This is a genomic window from Mycobacterium sp. E3198 (genome assembly GCF_001667015.1).
Classification (GTDB): Bacteria; Actinomycetota; Actinomycetes; order Mycobacteriales; family Mycobacteriaceae; genus Mycobacterium.
Genome location: NZ_LZIS01000179.1, coordinates 18,373 through 40,874, shown reverse-complemented (window position 1 = coordinate 40,874; position 22,502 = coordinate 18,373). Strand labels below are relative to the sequence as shown.

Below are 22,502 nucleotides of genomic sequence, written 5' to 3'. Positions count from 1 at the left end.
TGCAGCCGCCCGATCATCAACACCCGCGACGAGCCGCACGCCGATGCGCCGGTACCGCCGCCCGCGGAGGTGCCGCCGGCTCCCCCGGCCGCTCCGGCGCCCCCGGCCGACGCCCTGCCACCCGCGCCGCCCGCCGACGCGCCGGTACCGCCGCCCGCGGATGTGCCGCCGGCGCCGCCCGCCGACGCACCGGTCGTCGACGCGCCGGCCCCACCGCGGCACACATCGCAGGTCGGGTACACCCGGCAACTGTGGGACGCCATCCGCAGCACGGACATCCACGGCAACGACGCGCTGGACGCCCTGGCGCAGCCGCCTCAGGCCGGCTGACGTCCGGCCGCTGGGGGCGATGGCGGCGACCCGCTTCCCCCGGCTTTCGCCGCGCTCGCGATCGCCGTTAGGCCGAACCGACCCATTCTTCGGTTCCGTCGTCGAAGAACTGGTGCTTCCACACCGGTAGTCGCGCCTTGATGGTGTCGACCAGACGGGCGCAGGTATCGAATGCCGCGCCGCGATGGTCGGCGGCCACCGCGGACACCAGCGCCGCCTCGCCGATGCGCAGCACGCCGATGCGGTGGCTGGCGGCGATGGCTCGCACGCCGCCGGCCTCCTCGGCGATCTCCGCCACCACTTGGGCAAGGACCTGTTCGGCCGAGGGGTGCGCGGAATACTCCAGCCGCACCACCCGGCGGCCGCCGTCGTGGTCGCGAATCATGCCGACGAAGCCGACGACGGCTCCGGCCGACTGATGGCCCACCAACTCCTCGTGTTCCGACAAAAAAATCGGGTCTTCGGTCACCGCGGCGCGCAACACACGCGTCATCGCTCGTGATCCCCGCCGGCGAGTTGATCGAGCGCGTGGTCGAGAACGTCGGCGAGCACCCCGAGGCCGTCGCGCACCCCGCCGGGCGAACCCGGCAGGTTGACGATCAGCGTCCGGCCGGCCACGCCGCAGACGCCGCGCGACAACACCGACGTCGGCACCTTCGGCAGCCCGGAGCGGCGAATGGCGTCGGCCAGCCCCGGAATCATGTAGTCGAGCACCGCCACCGTCTGGTCCGGGGTGCTGTCGCTGGGCGAGATGCCGGTGCCGCCCGAGGTGATGATCAGGTCGACCTCGGCGTCCAGCGCCCCGCGCAGCGCCTCCCCGACCGGCTCACCATCCGCCACCACCTCGGGCTGTGCGGACGAAAATCCCTGATGCTCAAGCCATTCCGCGATGATCGGCCCGCATCGGTCGTCATACGCGCCGGCCGACGCGCGGGTCGAAGCGATGATCACTCGTGCCGATCGCGCGCCCATCACCTCTCCCAAGTTCCGGTTTTGCCGCCCTGCTTGCGCAGCACGCGGATGTCGTCGATGCGAGCGGCGGGGTCCACCGCTTTGATCATGTCGTACAGCGTGAGCCCGGCGACGCTGACGGCGGTCAGCGCCTCCATCTCCACGCCGGTGCGGTCGGTGCTGCGCACGGTCGCGGTGATCTCCACATCCGCGTCGCCGATGGCGAAATCGATGTCGACGCCGGTGAGCGCGAGCTGATGGCACAGCGGGATCAGGTCGCTGGTGCGCTTCGCCGCCAGAATGCCGGCCACCCGCGCGGTGGCCAACGCATCGCCCTTGGGCAGGCCGCCGGTCGAGATCAGCGCCACCACGTGCGGCGAGGTGCGCAACGCGCCCGCGGCGACGGCGGTGCGCTTGGTGGCGCCTTTTTCGGTGACGTCGACCATGTGGGCGGCGCCGCGCTCGTCCAGATGCGAGAGCGCGCCTGCCGAGGCCTTCGCGGCCTCTGGGGCCCTAGCCATGGGTTACCGGTTGACGACCGTGACCGGGTGAACGTAGGGCAGGTCTGTCGCGGGCAGGGGGAACGCCAGCTCACCGAACGGTGACAACGCACCCGTGCGGTCACTCACCAGTTCGCTCACGGCGTGGTCGTCCGGGTCCGTCGTCGGCCAACCGTTGTCGACGTAGTTGGTTTTGCGCGCGTTGCCCTCAGCAGTGTCAGCCACGCGGTCCATTCTGACAGGTCGCGCACGCGCGCGTGGCGCAAGGCCACTGGTCCGCGTTGTGAGCGTGGTCGTTGGGCCCGCCGACTGCTTTACGCTGGTCAGCAATGACCGACAACACCCCGGATATCCCGCTGGGGTCCTGGCTGGCCGACTTACCCGACGAGCGGCTGATCCGACTGCTGGAACTCCGGCCAGACCTCGCGCAGCCCCCACCCGGCAGCATCGCCGCGTTGGCCGCGCGTGCCCAGGCGCGCCAATCCGTCAAGGCGGCCACCGACGACCTGGACTTCCTCCGGCTGGCGGTGCTCGATGCCCTGCTGGTGCTGCAGGCCGATTCCGCCCCGGTGCCGACCGCCAAGCTGCTGGCCCTCGTCGGCGACCGCGCCGCCGAGGCCGACGTGGGCGGCGCGCTGGACGACCTCAGGCAGCGCGCCCTGGTCTGGGGCGACACCGCGGTCCGACTGGCCGCCGACGCCGGCACCGCGTTGCCGTGGCATCCGGGCCAAGTCACGCTCGAGGACAGCTCCCGCACGGGCGAGGAGATCGCCGCCCTCATCGACGGGCTCGACCGGGCGCAGCTCGACGTGCTGGACAAGCTGCTGGAAGGTTCGCCGATGGGCCGCACCCGCGACGCCGCGCCGGGCGCCCCGGCGGAGCGGCCGGTGCCGCAGCTGCTGGCCTCGGGCCTGCTGCGGCGCATCGACGCCGAGACGGTGATCTTGCCCCGTCACGTGGGACAGGTGTTGCGCGGCGAGGACCCCGGTCCCCTGCAGCTGACCGAGCCCGACCCGGTCGTGTCGACCACCAGCCCCACGGACGTCGACGCGGTGGCCGCGGGAGCCGTCATCGACGTGTTGCGCGAGCTCGACGTGCTGTTGCAAAGCCTAAGTGCCACACCGGTTTCCGAGCTGCGCAGCGGAGGGCTGGGCATTCGTGACGTCAAGCGGCTGGCCAAGGCGACCGGCGTCGAGGAGCCTCGGCTGGGCCTGATCCTCGAGATCGCGGCCGGGGCGGGATTGATCGCCAGCGGCACGCCCGATCCGGAGCCGGACGCCGGCGACGGCCCGTACTGGGCGCCCACGGCGGCCACCGAACGGTTCACCGCGATGTCCCCCGCCGAACGCTGGCACCTGCTGGCCAGCACCTGGCTCGACCTGCCGAGCCGGCCGGCCTTGATCGGCACCCGCGGCCCGGACGCCAAACCCTATGGCGCCCTGAATGATTCGCTGTACTCGACGGCCGCTCCACTGGATCGCCGATTGCTGCTGGGCATGCTGTGCGGTCTGCCGCCCGGGGCCGGCGTCGATGCGGTCACGGCGTCGGCGGCGCTGATCTGGCGACGGCCGCGTTGGGCCAGGCGGCTGCAACCCCAACCCGTCGCCGATCTGCTGGCCGAGAGCCACGCGCTGGGTCTGGTGGGCCGGGGGGCAATCAGCACCCCCGGCCGGGCGCTGCTGGAGGAAGGTGGCGACCCGGAGATCGCGGTGGGCGCGATGACGCGGGCGATGCCCGCACCGATCGACCACTTCCTGGTGCAGGCCGACCTGACCGTCGTGGTGCCCGGGCCGCTGCAACGCGACCTGGCCGACGATCTCGCCACCGTTGCCACCGTCGAATCGGCCGGCACGGCCATGGTGTACCGCATCAGCGAGCAGTCGATCCGGCACGCCCTAGACGTCGGCAAGACCCGCGACTGGATGCACGACCTCTTCGGCAGGCATTCCAAAACCCCGGTGCCGCAAGGACTTACCTACCTCATCGATGACGTGGCCCGCCGGCACGGCCAGCTGCGCATCGGCATGGCCACCTCGTTCGTGCGGTGCGAGGACCCGGCATTGCTGGCCCAGGCGGTGGCGGCCGCGGAGGAGTTGCAGCTGCGGGCGCTGGCGCCGACGGTGGCGGTGTCGCCCGCGCCGATCGCCGAAGTCCTCGTCGCGTTGCGCAAGGCGGGCTTCGCCCCGGCCGCCGAGGACTCCACCGGCTCCATCGTCGACGTCCGGCCGCGCGGGGCCAGGGTGCCCACCCCGCAGCAACGCAGGCCGTACCGTCCGGCGCCGCGGCCCAGCAGCGAGACGCTCAACGCCGTCGTCTCGGTGCTGCGGAAGGTGACCGCCGCGCCGTTCGGGAACATCCGCGTCGACCCGGCCGTCACCATGTCGCTGCTGCAGCGCGCGGCCAGGGCCCAGGACACCTTGGTGATCGGTTACCTCGACGCCGCCGGCGTGGCCACGCAGCGGGTGGTGTCGCCGATCACGATCAAGGGCGGGCAGCTGGTGGCCTTTGACTCGGCGTCGGGCCGGCTACGCGACTTCGCCATCCACCGCATCACGTCGGTGGTGTCGGGGGACTCCGGATAATGGTGCTATGCGCGCCGACGACGATGCAGAGCGAAGCGATGAGGAGGAGTGGCGCTAGATGTCCGACGGACCATTGATCGTGCAGTCCGACAAGACGGTGCTGCTCGAGGTCGATCACGAGCTGGCCGGCGAGGCGCGCGCCGCCATCGCGCCGTTCGCCGAGCTGGAGCGCGCACCCGAGCACGTGCACACCTACCGCATCACGCCGCTGGCCCTGTGGAACGCGCGCGCCGCCGGGCATGACGCCGAACAGGTCGTCGACGCGCTGGTCAGCTTCTCCCGCTACGCGGTGCCCCAGCCGCTGCTCGTCGACATCGTCGACACGATGGCCCGCTACGGGCGCCTGCAATTGGTCAAGCACCCGGCGCACGGCCTGACGCTGGTCAGCCTGGACCGCGCGGTCCTCGAGGAGGTGCTGCGCAACAAAAAGATCGCGCCGATGCTGGGCGCCCGGATCGACGAGGACACCGTCGTCGTCCACAACAGCGAGCGGGGCCGCGTCAAGCAGATGCTCCTCAAGATCGGCTGGCCCGCGGAGGATCTCGCCGGTTACGTCGACGGCGAGGCGCATCCGATCAGCCTGGATCAGGGCGGCTGGCACCTGCGCGATTACCAGCAGCTGGCCGCGGATTCGTTCTGGGCCGGCGGCTCCGGGGTGGTGGTACTCCCCTGCGGTGCGGGCAAGACGCTGGTCGGCGCCGCGGCAATGGCGAAAGCCGGTGCGACGACGCTGATCCTGGTCACCAACATCGTCGCCGCGCGGCAATGGAAACGCGAGCTGGTCGCCCGCACGTCGCTCACCGAGGACGAGATCGGCGAATACTCGGGAGAGCGCAAGGAGATCCGGCCGGTCACCATTTCGACGTATCAGATGATCACCCGCCGCACCAAGGGCGAGTACCGGCATCTGGAGCTGTTCGACAGCCGAGACTGGGGGCTGATCATCTACGACGAGGTGCACCTGCTGCCGGCGCCGGTGTTCCGGATGACCGCCGACCTGCAGTCCAAGCGGCGGCTGGGCCTGACGGCCACGTTGATCCGCGAGGACGGCCGCGAGGGTGACGTCTTTTCGTTGATCGGCCCGAAGCGCTACGACGCGCCCTGGAAGGACATCGAGGCGCAGGGCTGGATCGCGCCCGCCGAGTGCGTCGAGGTGCGGGTCACCATGACCGACAGCGAGCGAATGACCTACGCGACGGCCGAACCCGAAGAGCGGTACCGGCTGTGCTCGACGGTGCACACCAAGATCGCGGTGGTCAAGTCGATCCTGGACAAGCATCCCGGCGAGCAGACCCTGGTGATCGGCGCGTACCTGGATCAGCTCGAGGAGCTCGGCGCCGAACTCAACGCCCCGGTGATCCAGGGGTCCACCCGGACCAAGGAACGCGAGGCGCTGTTCGACGCGTTCCGTCGCGGCGAGGTGTCGACGCTGGTGGTGTCCAAGGTCGCCAACTTCTCCATCGACCTGCCGGAAGCCTCTGTGGCGGTGCAGGTTTCGGGCACTTTCGGCTCGCGCCAGGAGGAGGCGCAGCGGCTCGGCCGGCTGCTGCGGCCCAAGGCCGACGGCGGCGGCGCCATCTTTTACTCCGTGGTGGCCCGCGACAGCCTGGACGCCGAGTACGCCGCGCACCGCCAGCGCTTCCTGGCCGAGCAGGGCTACGGCTACGTCATCCGCGACGCGGACGACCTACTGGGCCCGGCGATTTAAGCTCCTGACCCGACCGAGCGTGAAGCTGCCTTCACGCTGGCGGCCGAGCGTGAAGCTGGCTTCACGTTCGCCGGGGGCTCGCGCCGGAAACTAGAGCGACAGAATCGTCGCCGACGCGGTGCCCGGCGCGCCGTACACCTGAGCCAGGCCGACGCGCGGGTCGCCGGGCACCTGACGCTCCCCTGCCTCGCCGCGCAGCTGGCGCACCAGCTCGTGCATCTGGCGCAGGCCCGACGCGCCGATCGGCTCGCCGTTGGCGATCAACCCGCCGTCGGTGTTGACCGGCATGGAGCCGTGGATTTCGGTGGCCCCGTCGGCGACCAACTTCTCCTGCTCGCCGTCGGCGCACAAACCAGTCTCGGCCATGTGGATGACCTCGTTGCCGGCGTCGGTGTCCTGCAGCTGGGCGACGTCGACGTCCTCGGGCCCGATGCCCGCCGCCTCGTAGGCGGCCTTGGCCGCGTACACCGTCGGCGAGACGTCCTCGTCCGGCGGGGCGAAGGTCGCGTGCACCTCGTAGGCGCCGTAGCGCCGGGTCCGGATCTCGCAGGCGCGCACGTAGACCGGCTTGTCGGTGTACTTGTGCGCCAGGTCGGCGCGGCACATGATCACCGCGGCGGCGCCTTCGTCGGGCGCGCAGAACATGTACTGGGTCAGCGGGTAGTTGAGCACGGCCGAGTTGAGGATCTCTTCCTCGGGAATCGGCTTGCGGCGGAACGCGTTCGGGTTCAACGCGCCGTTGCGGAAATTCTTCGCGGCCACCTTCGCGAGGGTGGCCTGCGAGATGTTGTGGTCGTGCAGGTACTTGTTGGCCTTCATCCCGAAGAACTTGGTGGTGACGAACTGCCCATTCTGGGCGTACCACTGCGGCAGCGCCAGCTTGGCGGGGTCGTCGGTGAACGCCCCGCGCGGGTGCTTGTCCAAGCCGATCGCGATGCCGAGGTCGTATTTGCCCAGCCGGATGGTGTCGGCGGTCTGCTGAATGGCGCTGGCGGCGGTGGCGCACGCGTTGAACACGTTGGTGAACGTGATCCCGGTCAGCCCGACCAGGCGGGTCACCGCGTCGGGGTTGGAAACCTCGTGGCTGCCGCCGAAGCCGAACTGGATGTCCTTCCAGTCGCAGCCGGCGTCGGCCAGCGCGGCCTGAATGGCCTCGGCCCCCATCTGCATTGCGGTCTTGTCGAACCTGCCGAACGGGTGCAGGCCCACGCCGATGATGGCAACGTCGTTCGTCATCTCAGGCTCCTCCTTTTATGCCGGCTGGAAGGCGAACGTCATGACCTCGGCGCCGTCGGCGTCGGTGGTCAACGGCACCATGGTCAGCTCGACCTCCTGACCGAACTGCAGCTTCGCGGGGTCGTTTTCGGTCAGCCGCCCCTCGACCCGGATGATGTCGCCGAGCTGGACCAGGCCGACGCCGAACGGTACGAAGTCCTTGCCCGTCGGACCGGCGAAGGGCGCCCCGGGCGGGAAACCCTGCGTGGTCCAGGCGACCAGGGTTCCGCGGCGCGGCAACAACAACTCCGTCATCTCGCCGCCGCTGCAGCGCGGGCACCACTGCTGCACCGGGAAGGTCGTGGCACCGCAGCTGCCGCAGCGACTCCCGATGAGCTGTGGGTTCTCGTCGGGCCAGGTGGAGATTTCGGGGGCGAGTGCCTTCTGCATCGAGGGATCCTCCAGGAGCGTCCACAGTGGGCAAAAGAATATTGCTCACTGAACCGTATAACAGGTTTCCGAAAAGTGGAAACCGCATTCTCGCCGGCATGCGGGTCCGCGGCCCACGGCCGACCGGGCTATCTTGGCGGGGATCCGTGCGACGTGAGGAGACCACCATGCCGGTGACGGTGACACTGGAACTCAGGCTGAAGCCCGACGCGGTGCAAGCGGGGCGCGAGGTGATGGGACGGGCGCTCAAAGACACCCGCGCGTTCGCGGGCAACCTGCAGACCGACGTGCTCGTCGACGAGGACGACGAGGCGCACTGGCTGATCTACGAACTCTGGCAGAGCGTCGAGCACGACGAGGCGTATCGCGCCTTCCGGGCCGGCGAGGGCAAACTGACGGAGCTGCCTCCGCTGCTGGCCGCGCCGCCGGTAAAGACCCGCTACTCCACCACCGATATCTGACCAAGGAGCACCAGCGGGGCCGCCAGGATCGGCGCACGCCGGGTCGCCACGGGAAATCTTCTTGGGTGGACATTTCGATACAGTGGGGCCGATGACCGACCCCGGCAAGAATCCAGCGATCGCCGGTTCGGCGCGGATTCGCCTGGGTCATTCGCAGCTGACGGTGCGGCCCATCGGACTCGGGTGCATGGGCATGTCGCAATTTTATGGGGCGGCCGACGACGGCGAATCTATCGCCACCCTGCGCGCGGCCATCGATCTCGGCGTGAATTTCCTGGATACATCAGACATTTACGGTGCGGCCGATATCGGGTCGAATGTGAGCGTTCGCGGGTTCGGACACAATGAGCAGCTCATCGGACAGGCCATCGTCGGACGCAGGGACGAGGTTGTGCTGGCGACGAAGTTCGCCGCCCGACTCAGCGACGATGAAACACAGGTAGTCATCGACGGACGTCCTGAATACGTCAACTCCGCCTGCGAGGCCAGCTTGCGCCGGCTCGGCGTCGAGGTGATCGACCTGTACTACTACCACCGCCTCGACCGGAACGTGCCGATCGAAGACACCATCGGAGCGATGGCCCAACTGGTCGGCGACGGTAAAGTTCGAACACTGGGGCTCAGCGAAGTGACGCCCGAACTGATCCGGCGAGCGCACGCCGTCCATCCCATCACCGCACTGCAAAGCGAGTACTCGTTGTGGGAGCGCCGCGTCGAAAACGGCATCACCGCCACATGCCGCGAACTCGGGGTCACATTGGTGCCCTTCAGCCCCCTCGGCCGCTCCGCCCTGACCGGGGCAGTTACCCCAGACACCACCTTCGGCCAAGGGGACTTCCGCGCAGCCAACCCTAGGTTCTCCGCCGCCAACCTTGCGAACAACCTTCAGCCGGTAGAGGTGCTGAAGACACTGGCCAACGAGAAGCAATGTCGCCCAGGCCAGTTGGCGTTGGCGTGGCTACTGGCCCAACCCCTCGATGTGGTTCCGATCCCAGGTACCAAACGTGCCCAATATGTTCGGGAAAACCTGGAGGCGACGAACGTCGCGGTAAGTGCGGATGAGGTCGCATACCTCGCCGAGGCCTTTTCGCCGAGCCGCATTGCGGGGGACCGATACGCCTCGACATACGCCACATATGTCGAAGGCCAGGAGAAACACTGACCCATACCCGACGCTTCGGGTGAGCCGAACTCCAAGCTTTCACTAGCTCAGCGCGGGGATGACTTCCCGTTCGAACAGCTCGATGCCGGAACGGTCGTACGCGGCATCCGGGAAGTAGCAGATCGCGTACTCGCAGCCGAGGTCGCGGATTTTCGCGATCCGCTCGATGACTTGTTCCGTTGTGCCCCTTGCCCCCTCCGCGCCGCCGGACAGCATGGCATCCGCCGCCGCCTCGGGGACGCAACGGGACATGCGCTCGCGTATCCGCCGGTGCTTGTCTTCGACGTCGGTGTCGGAGGTGCCGATGATTGCGCTGAAGTTGGCCGAACGCACGATCGCCTCGAAGTCGGTGCCCACCTCGCGGCAATGCTGGGCCAGCACCTCCGACTTGTGCGCGAACGCCTCGGGCTCGGGGGTGAAATTGGTGTACTGCGCGTACTTCGCGGCGATGCGCAACGTCACCTTCTCGCCGCCGCCGGCGATCCACATCGGGATCCCGTTGTCCTGCAACGGCTTCGGTGCGACGATCGCGCCGTCTACCTGGTAGTGCTCGCCGGCAAAACCGACTTTCCCGTCGCGCCACGCATCGCGCATGATCTGTACGCCCTCCTCCAGTCGCGCCAGCCGCACCCTGGCCGAGGGAAAGCCGTAACCGTAAGCGCGCCACTCGTGTTCGTACCAGCCGGCACCGATACCCATCTGGATCCGGCCGCCGGAGATGATGTCGGCGGTCGCGGCGACCTTGGCCAGATATACCGGATTGCGGTAGCTCATCGCCGTGCACATCTGGCCGAGTTTGATCCTCGACGTGGTTGCCGCGTAGGCGGCCATCAGTGACCACGCCTCGTGCGTGGCTTCGCCTGTCGGCATCGGGACGGTGTGGAAGTGGTCGTACACCCACAGCGAGTCCCAGGCGCTCTCATCCGCGTAGGCGGCGAGGTCGCGCATCACCGCCCAGTGTTTGGCTGGCTCGATGCCGACCAGATCCATTCGCCAACCCTGCGGAATGAAGAGACCAAAGCGCATAGCAGGTGACTTTAGCCTCGAGACGCCGCGGCCCCTCAGCGGATCGATGGCCGAGGCTCAGCAGCGAGGACAATGGGGCCGTACACATAACCCATGGCAGCTTGGCAGCCGCAAATCCGCGCGGCGCAACCAGCCCGCAGCGCGAGCATCCGCTGAGTCTCGCGGCCGGTCTCGACCGTAGGCTGACGCCCATGCGGGTTCTGATCTCCGGCGCCAGCATCGCCGGGCCGGTGCTGGCGTACTGGCTGACGCGGCACGGTTTCGACGTCACCGTCGTCGAGCGCGCGCCCACGCTGCGCAAGACCGGCGGCCACGCCGTCGACCTGTTCCGTCCCGCGATGGAGATCTCCGCGAAGATGGGTGTCCTGCCGCGCATCGAGGCGCTCGCCACCGGAACCGATTCGATGACCATGTATCGGGAAGGCCGACCGCGAGCCACCAAGGTCGACCTCACCAAGCTCGTCGGCGTCGCGTCGGATCGCCACGTGGAGATCATGCGCGACGACCTCAGCGAGATCTACTACGACGCCGGCCGCGACGACGTGGAGTACCTCTTCGGCGACTCCATCACGGCGATCGACCACGACGGCGACGTGACGTTCGAGCGCTCCGCCGCCCGCCGATTCGACGTCATCGTCGGCGCCGACGGGCTGCATTCCAACGTCCGGCGCCTGACCTTCGGCGAGGAGGACAGCCTGACCCGGTTCCTCGGCGGCTACCTGGCGGTGGTGAGCGCACCCAAGGCGCTGGCCGAGCCCAACGAGATGGTCGGCCACGTCGGGGTCGGACGGCTCGCGGCGATCTACACCGCGGAGCACCTGGACGACGCCCGGGTGGTGTTCATGTTTCGCAGCAAATCCGAGCTCGACTACGGCTACCGAGATTCGTTGCGGCAGAAGGAGCTACTGCGCGGCGCGTTCGCCGACATGCATCCCCGGGTGGACCGTTGGCTCGAGGAAGTCGACCGGACGCCGGCTTTCTACTTCGACGCGATCAGTCAGCTGAGCATGAACATCTGGTCGCGGCGGCGGGTCACCCTCGTCGGCGACGCCGGCTACTGCCCCGGTCCCGCGGTCGGCGGCAGCACCAGCCTCGCCGTCCTCGGCGCCTACGTGCTGGCCGGCGAGCTGGCCCGGGCGGACGGCGATCACCTGCGCGCGTTCGCCGCCTACGAACTGCAGATGCATGAGCCCGTGCACCTCAGCCGGGTCTTTGCGCGCGGGGCCGCCCGCACCATCATCCCCGGCTCCCGGGCGGGAGTTTGGGCGTTGACCCGCGGGCTGCAGCTAGTGTCGTCGATGCCGGGCTCGCTCTCCCGGGCGCTGGCGAAGCTCAACACCAAGGGCGTGCGGATGCACGAGTCGATGCGGGTGCCCGACTAAAGCGAGGTTTGACACGGAAGGATGGAGCGCCGATGGACCTTGGCGGTGTCGGGGTATGGAGCAGTCAACTGCGTTACGGCGATCCGTCCGAATCGGCTGACGCGGCAGCGGAATTGGACCAACTCGGGTTTACCGCGCTGTGGATTCCCGACGTGGGCGGGCCGGTTTTCGACGCGGTGGGCCACCTGCTCGCCGCGACCAAGCGGACCACGATCGCCACGGGCATCCTCAACCTGTGGATGCACTCGCCCGGCGACGTCGCCGCGTCGTATGACACCCTGACCGCCGAGCACGGCGACCGCTTCCTGCTAGGCATCGGAGTCAGCCATGCGCCGCTGATCGACGCCGGCGAGCCCGGGCGGTACCGCAAGCCGCTGGCGGCGACGGCGTCCTTCCTGGACGGGTTGGACGCCGCGTCGCGACCGGTGCCCGCCGAAGCGCGGGTACTCGCCGCGCTGGGCCCGAAGATGCTGGCCCTGTCGGCGGCGCGCGCCCGCGGCGCCCACCCTTACCTCGTCACCCCGGACCACACCGCTTCTGCCCGTTCGGTTTTGGGTGAGGGCCCGTTGCTGCTGCCGGAGCAGACGGTGATCCTGTGCGACGGGGCCGACGAGGCGCGCCGCATCGGAGCCGACTGGCTTCGGGCGTATTTGGCGCTGCCCAACTACGCCAACAACCTGCTGCGCAGCGGGTTCTCCGAAGACGACCTGGCGCAGGTCAGCGATCGGCTCCTCGACGCGATCATCGCGTGGGGCGACGAAGAGGCCGTCATGCGCAGGATCGCCGAGCATCGCGCGGCCGGCGCCGACCATGTCTGCGTTCAGGTCCTGACGGCCGACCCGACGGAATTCCCGCGCGAGCAGTGGCGCCGCATCGCCGCGGCCATCTGATCGCGAGCAGACACAAAATCGCACGCGGAGGGCCCTCGTTATGCGATTCTGCGTCTGGTCGGCGGGTACTTAGAGCAGCGACTTCGGCGGGTTGAAGCGGTCGCCGTACTTGGCGGCAAGCTCCTTGGCGCGCGCCACGAACGCGTCCTTGCCGGTCCCCAGCGGACCCGAGTAGCCGACGATGAACTGCGCGCTCCCACCGGTCCACGGCGGGAAGCCGATGCCCATGATGGACCCGATGTTGGCGTCGGCGGTCGACGTCAAGACGCCCTCGTCGAGGCACTTCTGCGTTTCCAGCGCCTCGGCGAACAGCATCCGGTCGATCATGTCCTGCAGCGGCGGCTCCGACGATCCCGACTTGAACGTCTCGCGCAGGCCCGGCCACAGGCCGGTCCGTTTGCCGTCGGGGTACTCGTAGAAGCCCGCGCCCTTGAGCCGCCCGGAGCGGCCGAGCTCGATCATCTTCTCGACGACGGCTTCGGCCGGATGCGGCTCGTAGGTACCGCCGGCGTCCTCGACACCCTTGCGGGTGGCGACGGCGATCTTGTGCATCAGCTCCAGGTTGAGCTCGTCGGACAGCTGCAGCGGCGGCGCGGGGTAGCCCGCCTGCGAACCGGCGTGCTCGACGCTGGCCGGCTCGACGCCCTCGCCCAGCATCGCCAGCGCCTCGTTGACGAACGTGCCGATCACACGGGAGGTGAAGAAGCCGCGGCTGTCGTTGACGACGATCGGGGTCTTGCCGATGGCCAGCGTGTAGTCGAACACGCGGGCCAGCGCCTCGTCCGATGTCTTCTCGCCCTTGATGATTTCGACCAGTGGCATCTTGTCGACCGGCGAGAAGAAGTGGATCCCGATGAAGTCCTCCTGCCGCTTCACCCCGGTAGCCAGGCCGGTGATGGGCAGCGTCGAGGTGTTGGACCCCAGCACGGCGTTGGGCTCGACGACGTCCTCGATCTCCTGGAACACCTTGTGCTTGAGGTCCTGGCTCTCGAACACCGCCTCGATCACGAAGTCGACGCCGGCGAAGTCCGACGCGTCGGCGGTCGGCGTGATGCGGGCCAACAGCGCGTCGGAGCGCTCCTTGGTCGTCTTGCCCCGCTCCAGCGCCTTGGCTTCCAGCTTCTCGGAGTAGCCCTTGCCCTTCTGCGCGGCCTCGAGGCTGACGTCCTTGAGCACCACGTCGTAGCCGGCCTTGGCCGAGACGTAGGCGATGCCGGCGCCCATCATGCCCGCGCCGAGCACGCCGATCTTGTTGATCGGGGTCTCGCCGATGCCGTCCGGGCGCGAGCCGCCGCCGTTGATGGTCTGCAGGTCGAAGAAGAACGCCTGGATCATGTTCTTGGCGATCTGGCCGGTGACCAGCTGCGTGAAGTAGCGGCTCTCGATGCGGGTGGCGGTGTCGAAGTCCACCTGGGTGCCCTCGACGGCCGCAGCCAGGATGGCCCGCGGCGCGGGCATCGGCGCACCCTTGAGCTGCTTGCGCAGTAGCGACGGGAACGACGGCAGGATCGCCGCCAGCGCCGGGCTGCTCGGCGTTCCGCCGGGGATCTTGTAGCCCTTGACATCCCACGGCTGCGTGTGCGCATCGGGGTTGGCCTTGATCCACGCCTTGGCGGCCGGAACCAATTCTTCGACGGTGGAGACGATTTCGTCGACCAGACCCAGTTCCTTGGCTTGTGCCGGCTTGAAGCGCGTGCCTTGGCTCAGCACGTTCATGAAGGCGTTCTGGATGCCGAACATCCGCACCGTGCGGGTCACCCCGCCCGCGCCGGGCAGCAGGCCGAGCGTCACCTCGGGGAAGCCGACCACAAGCCCCTTCACGTCGGCGGCGATGCGATGGTGGCAGGCGAGTGCGATCTCGAGGCCACCGCCGAGCGCGGCGCCGTTGATCGCGGCCACCACAGGCACACCAAGGGTTTCCAGCGCGCGCAGATCCTTCTTCACGCCCTCGACGAGGTCAAACGCCTCTCCGGCGTTCTCCGGCCCGATCTGGATCATGCTCTTGACGTCGCCACCGGCGAAGAAGGTGTTCTTCGCGCTGGCGATCACCACACCGGTAATCGAGTCCTTCTCGGCGACAAGGCGTTCGACGGTCTTGCGCATCGACTCGATGTAGTTCTCGTTCATCACGTTGGCCGACCCGGTCGGGTCGTCCAGGGTCAGCGTGACGATGCCGTCGGTGTCCTTGCCCCACTGAATCGTGTTCTCTGCCATGCGCTTAAACCCTCTCAATGATCGTCGCGACGCCCATGCCGCCACCGATGCACAACGTGATCAGCGCACGACGGGCGTTGCGGCGCTCCAGCTCGTCGACCATGGTGCCCAGGATCATCGCGCCGGTGGCGCCCAGCGGGTGACCCATCGCGATGGCGCCGCCGTTGACGTTGAGCTTCTCGTCGGGGATGTTCAGGTCCTTCTGGAACTTCAGGACGACCGACGCGAACGCCTCGTTCAGCTCGAACAGGTCGATGTCGTCGACGGTCAGGCCCGCCCGGTCCAGCGCCTTGACGGTGGCGGGCGTCGGGCCGGTCAACATGATCGTCGGGTCGGAGCCGGTGGTGGCCGTGGCGACGATGCGGGCGCGGGGCGTCAAATTGGCGGCGGCCCCCACCTTTTCATTGCCGACCATGACCAGCGCGGCGCCGTCGACGATGCCCGAGCTGTTGCCACCGGTGTGGACGTGGTTGATCTTCTCGACCCAGTGGTACTTCTGCAGCGCCACGTCGTCGAAGCCGGCCATCGCGGCCAGTCCCTCGAAGGCGGGCTTCAGCTTGGCCAGCCCCTCCTTGGTGGTCTCGGGGCGCATGTGCTCGTCGTGGTCGAGGATCAGCAGGCCGTTCTGGTCGCGGACCGGAACCACCGACTTGGCGAAGTAGCCGCCCGACCACGCCGCGGCCGCGAGCTCTTGGCTGCGCAGCGCGTAGGCGTCCACGTCGTCGCGGGAGAAGCCCTCGATGGTGGCGATCAGGTCCGCGCCGATGCCCTGCGGGACGATGTACGCGTCGTACGAGGTGGCGGGGTCGGCCATCATCGCGCCGCCGTCGGACCCCATCGGCACGCGGCTCATCGACTCCACGCCGCCGGCGAGCACCATGTCGTCCCAGCCGGAGCGGACCTTCTGGGCCGCGGTGTTCACGGCCTCCAGGCCCGAGGCGCAGAAGCGGTTGAGCTGCACGCCGCCGACGGTGTCGGGCATGCCGGACGCGATCACCGCGGTGCGGGCGATGTCCCCGCCCTGGTCACCGACCGGTGAAACGCACCCCAGGATGACGTCGCTGATCAGGTTCTCGTCCAGGTCGGGATTGCGCCTGCGCAGCTCCTCGATCAGCCCGACGACCAGGTTCAACGGCTTGACCTCGGTCAACGACCCGTTCTTCTGCTTGCCGCGCGGGGTGCGGATGGCCTCGTAGACGAAGGCTTCTTCGGACATGTCGGCTTCCTCTTCACAAATGGGGGTTCGGATCCGTATATATGTGCACCCTAAACCAACCTGTTGGTTGGGAGTAATGGTGCTGGTCAGCGGGCAGCCGAATGTCCCAACGTCACACCAGCGCGGCGCTGGCCGCCGAACGTCACGCCAGCGTGACGCTCGAGGCCTAAAGCTAAGCTCGACCCCCATGACGGTGTCGCGGCTGCGGCCGTACGCGACGACGGTGTTCGCGGAGATGTCGGCGCTGGCCGCGCGGATCGGCGCGGTAAACCTCGGCCAGGGTTTTCCCGACGAGGACGGTCCCCCGGCCTTGCTGAAGGCCGCGCAGGATGCCATCGCCGCGGGCGCCAACCAGTACCCGCCGGGGATCGGCATCGCGCCGCTGCGCCAGGCCATCGCCGAGCACCGCCGGCGGCATTTCGGTGTCGAGTACGACCCCGACACCGAGGTGCTGGTCACGGTCGGCGCCACCGAGGCCATCGCGGCCGCGGTGATCGGGCTGGTCGAGCCGGGCTCCGAGGTGGTCCTCATCGAACCCTTCTACGACTCCTACTCGCCGGTGGTGGCGATGGCCGGCGCAGACCGGGTGGCGGTGCCGCTCGTCGCGGATGGCCGCGGCTTCGCCCTGGACGCCGACGCCCTGCGGCGCGCGGTGACGCCCCGGACCCGCGCGCTGATCGTCAACTCGCCGCACAACCCGACCGGCGCGGTGTTGAGCCCGGCGGATCTGGCGGCCATCGCGGAAATCGCGGTGGCGGCCGACCTCTTGGTGATCACCGATGAGGTGTACGAGCACCTCGTGTTCGACGGCCCGAACGGCCGTAAGCATCTGCCCCTGGCCGGCTTCGACGGCATGGCCGAGCGCACCATCACCATCTCCAGCGCCGCCAAGATGTTCAACTGCACCGGCTGGAAGATCGGATGGGCTTGCGGGCCAGCGCAACTGATCGCCGGCGTGCGCGCGGCCAAACAGTACCTCAGCTATGTCGGGGGGGCGCCGTTCCAGCCCGCGGTCGCGCTGGCGCTGGACACCGAGGACGCCTGGGTCGCCGGGCTGCGCCGCTCGCTGCAGGCCAGGCGGGATCGGCTCGCCGCCGGGCTGACGGAGATCGGCTTCGCGGTGCACGACAGTGACGGCACCTACTTCCTGTGCGCCGACCCGCGCCCGCTCGGGTATGACGACAGCACCGCGTTCTGCGCTGCGCTACCGGAAAAAGTCGGCGTGGCGGCCATCCCGATGTCAGCGTTCTGCGATCCGGCGGCACCGCACGCGGACGTGTGGAATCACCTGGTGCGCTTCACCTTCTGCAAACGCGAGGACACCCTCGACGAGGCGATCCGGCGACTGGCCGCGCTGCGGCGCGGCCCTTAACCCTCCATCACCCGCTTGCGCAGCCCCTCCAGCGCGGCGTGCAGGATCTTCTTGCGGGCCCGGTTGATCACGAACTCCGGCAGTGGCGCCGACGGCTCGACGGTGATGCCGAATCGCACGCGTGTCGTGTCGTCGCTCTCGCGCGTGAGGTTGTACTCCCCGTGCTGGCCGTGTTGGTGGATGGTCTTTTTGGCGTCCCACACCATCCAGTCCGGCCCCCAGTGGTACTCCAGGAACTGGGTGTCGAAAATGCCCATCACCCTGATCGTCACCTTGACGTGGCAGGGCCGCCCGTCGGGATAGGAGTCGATCACGTCAACCTTCTTGTGCACCGCGGACCACGACGGCACGGTGTCCATGTCGGCGAGCGCGTCCATGATGACGCGCGGGGGCGCGTCGATGACGATTTCCGACGATGCTTGGACGGCCACTGCTATAACTAGGTCGGCTTGTCGAGCGCCCCGCCACCCATCACGAGGTCGCTCAGCCCCTTCACCGAGGCGTCGAGAACCTTTTCGGTGGCCCGCTTGACGACGAACGCCGGGATGGGTCCGGCCGGTTCCACCGTGATGTCGAACCGCACGCGGGTCTTGTCGAGGCCCTCGGGCTTGAGGTTGTACTCGATGTGCTGGCCATGCTGCTGGGCGGTCCCTTTGACGTCGTAGACGACCCAGTCGGGGCCCCAGTGATACTCCAAGATCTCCTTGTCGACAATCCCGAAAATCCTGATCTTGGTCTTGACGTGGTGGGGTCGACCGTCGGGGTAACGGTCGATCACCTCGATGTGTTTGTGCAGCGGCGACCACGATGACAGGACGCCGACATCTGTCAGCGCCTCCATGACCACTCCTGGCGGCGCGTCTACGACAAATTCACGTGATGCTTTTACGGCCACTGGGTTCAACTTAACCCCAGCGCACGACGCGCGGGCGTTGTTCGCGGAAATCTCTGCTTACCAGCCTATTTCGGCGAGCGGCGTCGTTGCCGCCGGCGGCGGCCCGACCGGGCCGGCCGGCGTTCTGGAGAAACGCGGCGCGGGTGCGGCCTGCTCGACGCCGTGGGCGGTGACCACCGTCGACCGCGCGTTCAAGTGGTCGTTGGTAGCAGCTTCGCTCCAGGTCAACACCGGGGTGACGCACGCATCGGTGCCCGCGAAGATCTTCGTCCACTCGTCGCGGGTGCGGCCGGCGAACCGCTGCGCGAAGACGTCGTACATCCTTGGGTACGAACCGATGTCGAGCTGGCCGGGCACCTCGTCGGGCGACAGGCCGAGCCCGGTCAGCAGCGCCGCGAAGAATTGCGGCTCGATGGCGCCGACCGCCATGTACTTGCCGTCGGAGGTCTCGTAGCAGCGGTAGAACGGGGCGCCGCCGTCGAGCAGAAACGATTCGCGCTCGTCGCGCAGGGAACCGGTCGCCTTCATCGTCCACATCATCTGGGCCAGCAGGCTGACGCCGTCCACCATCGCGGCGTCCACGACCTGGCCCAAGCCCGAGCGTTCCCGCTCGTACAGCGCGACGGCGATGCCCAGCAGCACCAACATCGAGCCGCCGCCGAAGTCGGCGACCAGGTTCAGCGGCGGCAGCGGCGGGCGATCCCGGTAGCCCAGCGCCGACAGCGCACCCGTCTGCGACAGGTAGTTGATGTCGTGGCCCGCCGTCTGCGCCACCGGTCCGTGCTGCCCCCAGCCGGTGATCCGCGCGAAGACCAGCCGCGGGTTGACCGCCGCGCAGTCGTCGGGACCGATGCCGAGTCGCTCGCAGGTGCCGGGCCGGAAGCAGTCGAGCAGCACGTCGGCCTTGGCGGCCAACTCCAGCAGTGCCTGGGGCTGCGCCTTGACGTCCAGGTCGACGATCCGCTTCCCGCGGTGCAGCAGGTCGCGGTCCTCGGGCGGCATGGTGAGGCCGCCGGGCCGGCGCACCCGCACCACGTCGGCACCCAGGTCCGCGAGCATCATTCCCGCGTGCGGCCCCGGCCCGATGCCGCCGAGTTCGATCACCCGCACCCCGGCCAGGGGTCCGCCGTCGCCCACCGCGTTTAGTTGCCCTTCTTCATTTTCAGCACCCGCTCGCGCAGCGCCTTGGTGGCGGAATCGATCGTGCCCTTGACGGCGCGTTTCAATACGAACCCGGGCAGGGGCACGTTCGGGTCCGCGAGGAGCTCGAACTTGACCAGCGTGGCGTCTCCTTGAGGGACCAGGCTGTACTTGCCGTCCTGCGCCTTCTGCTGGGAGGAGCTGACCAGCGTCCAGCTGACCTCGTTAGCGCTCCACCTGTAGGCCACCACCTGTTCGTCGGTGATCCCCGCGACCCTGACCTTCATCTTCACCTTGCTCGGGCGCCCATCGTCCCCGGTCTCGAGCACCTCCGCACTCTGGTGGGGTTCGGACCATTCGGGCATCGCTTCGAAGTCTGCGATGACGTCCAGAATCTCCTCGGGGCTGGCTTCGATGACGATCTCACGGGATTCTTTGATTGCCATGGCCCGCACGATAGGCCAATCGGCGGCCGCCCGGTAGGCGTTTGAACCAGGCGTACCGTCGTCTTCGTGACTGATCCCGTGTACACCGTCGGCGACTACCTGCTGGACCGCCTCGCCGAGCTCGGCGTCTCCGAGATCTTCGGCGTGCCCGGCGACTACAACCTGGCATTTTTGGACCACATCGTCGCGCACCCGACAATTCGGTGGGTGGGCAGCGCCAACGAACTCAACGCCGGGTACGCCGCCGATGGCTACGGGCGGCTACGCGGAATGTCCGCCGTAGTAACGACATTCGGTGTCGGCGAACTCTCGGCGGCCAACGCGATCGCGGGCAGCTATGCCGAACATGTGCCGGTGGTGCACATCGTGGGCGGCCCGTCGAAGGACGCGCAGGGCACCCGACGAGCGCTGCACCATTCACTGGGCGACGGGGACTTCGAGCACTTCTTCCGGATCAGCCGCGAAATCACCTGCGCCCAGGCCAATCTCATGCCGGCGACGGCGTGCAGAGAGATCGACCGGGTGCTGTCCGAGGTGCGCGAACAGAAGCGACCGGGCTACATCCTGCTGTCCACCGACGTGGCGCGCTTTCCCACCGAACCGCCCGAGGCACCGCTGCCCCGCTACACCGGCGGCACCAGCCCGCGGGCGCTGTCGCTGTTCGCCGAGGCCGCCACCGAACTCATCGGCGATCACCAGTTGACCGTGCTCGCCGACCTGCTGGTGCACCGCCTGCAAGCCGTCAAAGAGCTCGAGGCGTTGCTGGCGGCCGACGTGGTGCCACACGCCACGTTGATGTGGGGAAAGAGCCTCCTCGACGAGAGCTCCCCGAATTTCCTTGGCATCTATGCGGGTTCGGCCAGCGCCGAACGGGTGCGCGCCGCGATCGAGGAGGCGCCGGTGCTGGTGACGGCGGGAGTGGTGTTCACCGACATGGTCAGCGGGTTCTTCAGCCAGCGGATCGATCCGGCACGGACCATCGACGTCGGGCAGTACCAAAGCAGCGTCGCAGGGCAGGTTTTCGCACCGCTGGAGATGGGCGCCGCGCTGGAGGCGCTGGCCGGCATCCTGCTTCGGCGACAGGTCACCTCCCCACCGGTCGCGTCGCCGCCGCCCGAGGCCCCGCCGCCGGCCCCGGCGCGCGACGAGCCGCTGACCCAGCAGATGGTGTGGGACCGGCTCTGCGCGGCGCTCACGCCGGGCAACGTGGTGCTGGCCGACCAGGGCACCTCGTTCTACGGCATGGCGGACCACCGTCTGCCGCAGGGAGTCACGTTCATCGGTCAACCGCTGTGGGGCTCAATCGGATACACGTTGCCCGCGGCGGTCGGGGCCGCGGTGGCGCATCCGGAGCGCAGGACGGTGTTACTGATCGGCGATGGGGCCGCGCAACTGACCGTCCAGGAGCTCGGCATTTTCTCGCGTGAAGGGTTGTCCCCCGTCATCGTCGTGGTCAACAACGACGGTTACACCGTCGAGCGGGCGATTCACGGAGAGACGGCCCCCTACAACGACATTGTCGGCTGGAGGTGGACCGAGGTCCCGCGGGCGCTGGGGGTCGCCGACCACCTGGCGTTCCGGGCGCAGACCTACGGCGAACTCGACGACGCATTCACCGCGGCAGCCGAGAACCGGGACCGGATGGTGTTCGTCGAGGTGGTCTTGCCGCGCCTGGAAATCCCCCGCCTGCTCGGCGAGCTCGTCGGGTCCATGTCACCCGAGGGCAGCGCACGCCGCTAGGTCGGCCGCGCCGTGTGCTCCGGAGCCGACGATCGGAGTAGCGCCTGAACGGTGCGCCGGCACCGCCCGCAATCGGCGCCCGCCCCGCACGCCTGCGCGACATCCTTCGTCGTCGATGCCCCGGCCGCGACGGCCTCGGCGACCGTCTGGCTGGTGACGCCGTTGCACAGGCACACGAACATCGGGCGCGCTCAGTCCCCCTCGATGCGCATCATGTCGAAGAACTGCCCGACGAACAGCGGCGGGTAGGCCCCGACGCCGGCCCCCGACATCCACTGCGCCGCGGCGTCCGGATGTTCGATCCACCGCCGCGCGCCGTCCTCGTCGGGAAATTCCTGCAAGATCAGGACCTCGTGCTCGTCGTCGAAAGCTTGGAAAACCCAGGTCTTTCGGATGCCGGCGCCGGTGAACCTGTCCATCGCGGAGCGGACCCCCGCCGTCAGGGTCGACACGTCGTCGACGGAGGCGATCGCGCAGACCACCACGCCCGGCGCCCCCGCCGCGGCCGGCGGTTGCGGGATGAACCTGTCGACGATCTCGCCGGCGAAGACGGCGGGGATGTCCTCGACGCCGGCCGCGTCGAACCAATCGAAGAACACCCGCGAGCGCAGCAGTTCCACGATGGGTTCGCGGCTGTGCACGCCGATCATCACGAGCACGCGCCCGTAGTCGTGGGTGGACGTGTACACCAGCACGTGGTGGGCGCCGATGTCGGCGAGTGCGGCCTTGTTGCGCTCGAGCAGCGGCCACACCCGGCTGGGGTCCGGGACGCGATAATCCGACGCGATCACCATCGAGTGGATATCGCCGGTGGTCAACGCA

23 protein-coding genes and 1 pseudogene are annotated in these 22,502 nt (G+C 68.5%); 9 read left to right on the top strand and 15 right to left on the bottom strand.

Annotation, left to right across the window (positions count from 1 at the left end; translation table 11 throughout):
* Positions 1-330 (top strand): annotated as a pseudogene (locus tag A5673_RS29640) (proteasome accessory factor PafA2 family protein); the annotation flags it as partial.
* Positions 331-397: 67 nt separating this feature from the next.
* Here A5673_RS29640 and A5673_RS19515 read toward each other — a convergent pair.
* The 4 genes from A5673_RS19515 to A5673_RS19500 are packed head-to-tail and all read right to left on the bottom strand — an operon-like array spanning position 398 to position 2,006.
* A complete protein-coding gene (locus tag A5673_RS19515; protein ID WP_068236015.1) occupies positions 398-823 on the bottom strand; it encodes a molybdenum cofactor biosynthesis protein MoaE in 426 nt (141 codons plus the stop codon).
* Positions 820-1,302, bottom strand: a complete 483-nt coding sequence (locus A5673_RS19510) for a molybdenum cofactor biosynthesis protein B (RefSeq protein ID WP_068236012.1) — start codon at positions 1,300-1,302, stop codon at positions 820-822. Before A5673_RS19510 ends, A5673_RS19515 begins: the two co-directional genes overlap by 4 nt.
* Complete coding sequence (gene moaC, locus A5673_RS19505; RefSeq protein ID WP_082958842.1) at positions 1,302-1,802, bottom strand: cyclic pyranopterin monophosphate synthase MoaC; 501 nt, start codon at positions 1,800-1,802, stop codon at positions 1,302-1,304. Before moaC ends, A5673_RS19510 begins: the two co-directional genes overlap by 1 nt.
* A gap of 3 nt (positions 1,803-1,805) precedes the next feature.
* Positions 1,806-2,006 (bottom strand): hypothetical protein, encoded by a 201-nt coding sequence (locus A5673_RS19500; protein WP_197518427.1) that lies wholly within the window; start codon positions 2,004-2,006, stop codon positions 1,806-1,808.
* A gap of 104 nt (positions 2,007-2,110) precedes the next feature.
* Between A5673_RS19500 and A5673_RS19495 the strand changes: the two genes are divergently transcribed.
* On the top strand, positions 2,111-4,363 hold the full coding sequence (locus tag A5673_RS19495; RefSeq protein WP_068236003.1) for a helicase-associated domain-containing protein: 2,253 nt from the start codon (positions 2,111-2,113) through the stop codon (positions 4,361-4,363).
* A gap of 58 nt (positions 4,364-4,421) precedes the next feature.
* The gene (locus A5673_RS19490; RefSeq protein WP_068235997.1) at positions 4,422-6,071 is read left to right on the top strand and encodes a DNA repair helicase XPB; all 1,650 of its coding nucleotides are present in this window, start codon (positions 4,422-4,424) and stop codon (positions 6,069-6,071) included.
* 90 nt (positions 6,072-6,161) lie between these two features.
* On the opposite strand, the gene A5673_RS19485 is transcribed toward A5673_RS19490, so the two are convergent.
* Both A5673_RS19485 and A5673_RS19480 read right to left on the bottom strand, forming a co-directional pair.
* The gene (locus A5673_RS19485; RefSeq protein ID WP_068235995.1) at positions 6,162-7,307 is read right to left on the bottom strand and encodes a thiolase family protein; all 1,146 of its coding nucleotides are present in this window, start codon (positions 7,305-7,307) and stop codon (positions 6,162-6,164) included.
* Between the two features lie 15 nt (positions 7,308-7,322).
* Complete coding sequence (locus A5673_RS19480) at positions 7,323-7,736, bottom strand: Zn-ribbon domain-containing OB-fold protein (RefSeq protein ID WP_068235992.1); 414 nt, start codon at positions 7,734-7,736, stop codon at positions 7,323-7,325.
* A 167-nt stretch (positions 7,737-7,903) separates the two neighbouring features.
* Here A5673_RS19480 and A5673_RS19475 point away from each other — a divergent pair, with 167 nt between their 5' ends.
* Both A5673_RS19475 and A5673_RS19470 read left to right on the top strand, forming a co-directional pair.
* Positions 7,904-8,197, top strand: coding sequence for a putative quinol monooxygenase (locus tag A5673_RS19475; protein WP_068235989.1), 294 nt, complete (start codon positions 7,904-7,906; stop codon positions 8,195-8,197).
* Positions 8,198-8,288: 91 nt separating this feature from the next.
* Positions 8,289-9,359, top strand: coding sequence for an aldo/keto reductase (locus A5673_RS19470; RefSeq protein ID WP_068235987.1), 1,071 nt, complete (start codon positions 8,289-8,291; stop codon positions 9,357-9,359).
* A gap of 42 nt (positions 9,360-9,401) precedes the next feature.
* Here A5673_RS19470 and A5673_RS19465 read toward each other — a convergent pair whose 3' ends face one another.
* A complete protein-coding gene (locus A5673_RS19465; protein WP_068235984.1) occupies positions 9,402-10,385 on the bottom strand; it encodes an LLM class F420-dependent oxidoreductase in 984 nt (327 codons plus the stop codon).
* 191 nt (positions 10,386-10,576) lie between these two features.
* Here A5673_RS19465 and A5673_RS19460 point away from each other — a divergent pair, with 191 nt between their 5' ends.
* Positions 10,577-11,767: an FAD-dependent monooxygenase gene (locus A5673_RS19460; RefSeq protein ID WP_068235982.1), complete on the top strand. Its 1,191-nt coding sequence runs from the start codon at positions 10,577-10,579 to the stop codon at positions 11,765-11,767.
* Between the two features lie 32 nt (positions 11,768-11,799).
* Positions 11,800-12,657 (top strand): LLM class F420-dependent oxidoreductase, encoded by an 858-nt coding sequence (locus A5673_RS19455; protein WP_068235976.1) that lies wholly within the window; start codon positions 11,800-11,802, stop codon positions 12,655-12,657.
* A gap of 69 nt (positions 12,658-12,726) precedes the next feature.
* On the opposite strand, the gene A5673_RS19450 is transcribed toward A5673_RS19455, so the two are convergent.
* Complete coding sequence (locus A5673_RS19450) at positions 12,727-14,871, bottom strand: 3-hydroxyacyl-CoA dehydrogenase NAD-binding domain-containing protein (RefSeq protein WP_068235974.1); 2,145 nt, start codon at positions 14,869-14,871, stop codon at positions 12,727-12,729.
* Between the two features lie 4 nt (positions 14,872-14,875).
* Positions 14,876-16,087: an acetyl-CoA C-acetyltransferase gene (locus tag A5673_RS19445; RefSeq protein WP_068235972.1), complete on the bottom strand. Its 1,212-nt coding sequence runs from the start codon at positions 16,085-16,087 to the stop codon at positions 14,876-14,878.
* A 187-nt stretch (positions 16,088-16,274) separates the two neighbouring features.
* On the opposite strand from A5673_RS19445, the gene A5673_RS19440 reads away from it, so the two are divergent.
* Complete coding sequence (locus A5673_RS19440; RefSeq protein WP_068235969.1) at positions 16,275-17,459, top strand: pyridoxal phosphate-dependent aminotransferase; 1,185 nt, start codon at positions 16,275-16,277, stop codon at positions 17,457-17,459.
* Here A5673_RS19440 and A5673_RS19435 read toward each other — a convergent pair.
* Genes A5673_RS19435 through A5673_RS19420 form a run of 4 tightly spaced genes read right to left on the bottom strand, consistent with a single transcriptional unit; the run spans position 17,456 to position 19,940 of the window.
* Positions 17,456-17,890: an SRPBCC family protein gene (locus A5673_RS19435; RefSeq protein WP_068235967.1), complete on the bottom strand. Its 435-nt coding sequence runs from the start codon at positions 17,888-17,890 to the stop codon at positions 17,456-17,458. The two genes, A5673_RS19440 and A5673_RS19435, sit on opposite strands and share 4 nt — an antisense overlap.
* Before the next feature lie 8 nt (positions 17,891-17,898).
* Positions 17,899-18,354, bottom strand: coding sequence for an SRPBCC family protein (locus A5673_RS19430; RefSeq protein ID WP_082958841.1), 456 nt, complete (start codon positions 18,352-18,354; stop codon positions 17,899-17,901).
* Positions 18,355-18,411: 57 nt separating this feature from the next.
* On the bottom strand, positions 18,412-19,491 hold the full coding sequence (locus A5673_RS19425) for a CaiB/BaiF CoA-transferase family protein (RefSeq protein WP_156748400.1): 1,080 nt from the start codon (positions 19,489-19,491) through the stop codon (positions 18,412-18,414).
* A gap of 5 nt (positions 19,492-19,496) precedes the next feature.
* A complete protein-coding gene (locus tag A5673_RS19420) occupies positions 19,497-19,940 on the bottom strand; it encodes an SRPBCC family protein (RefSeq protein ID WP_068235963.1) in 444 nt (147 codons plus the stop codon).
* Between the two features lie 66 nt (positions 19,941-20,006).
* Between A5673_RS19420 and A5673_RS19415 the strand changes: the two genes are divergently transcribed.
* Positions 20,007-21,680 carry an alpha-keto acid decarboxylase family protein gene (locus A5673_RS19415; RefSeq protein WP_068235960.1) on the top strand — a complete coding sequence of 558 codons (1,674 nt, stop codon included), beginning with the start codon at positions 20,007-20,009 and terminating at the stop codon, positions 21,678-21,680.
* Here the strand turns inward: A5673_RS19415 and A5673_RS19410 are convergent.
* Together A5673_RS19410 and A5673_RS19405 are read right to left on the bottom strand one after the other, a co-directional pair.
* Entirely contained in the window at positions 21,677-21,862 is a 186-nt protein-coding gene (locus A5673_RS19410) for a bacterioferritin-associated ferredoxin (protein ID WP_068235957.1), read from the bottom strand. The two genes, A5673_RS19415 and A5673_RS19410, sit on opposite strands and share 4 nt — an antisense overlap.
* Positions 21,863-21,871: 9 nt before the next feature.
* A complete protein-coding gene (locus tag A5673_RS19405; RefSeq protein ID WP_156748398.1) occupies positions 21,872-22,498 on the bottom strand; it encodes a fatty-acid--CoA ligase in 627 nt (208 codons plus the stop codon).
* Positions 22,499-22,502 lie beyond the last annotated feature (4 nt).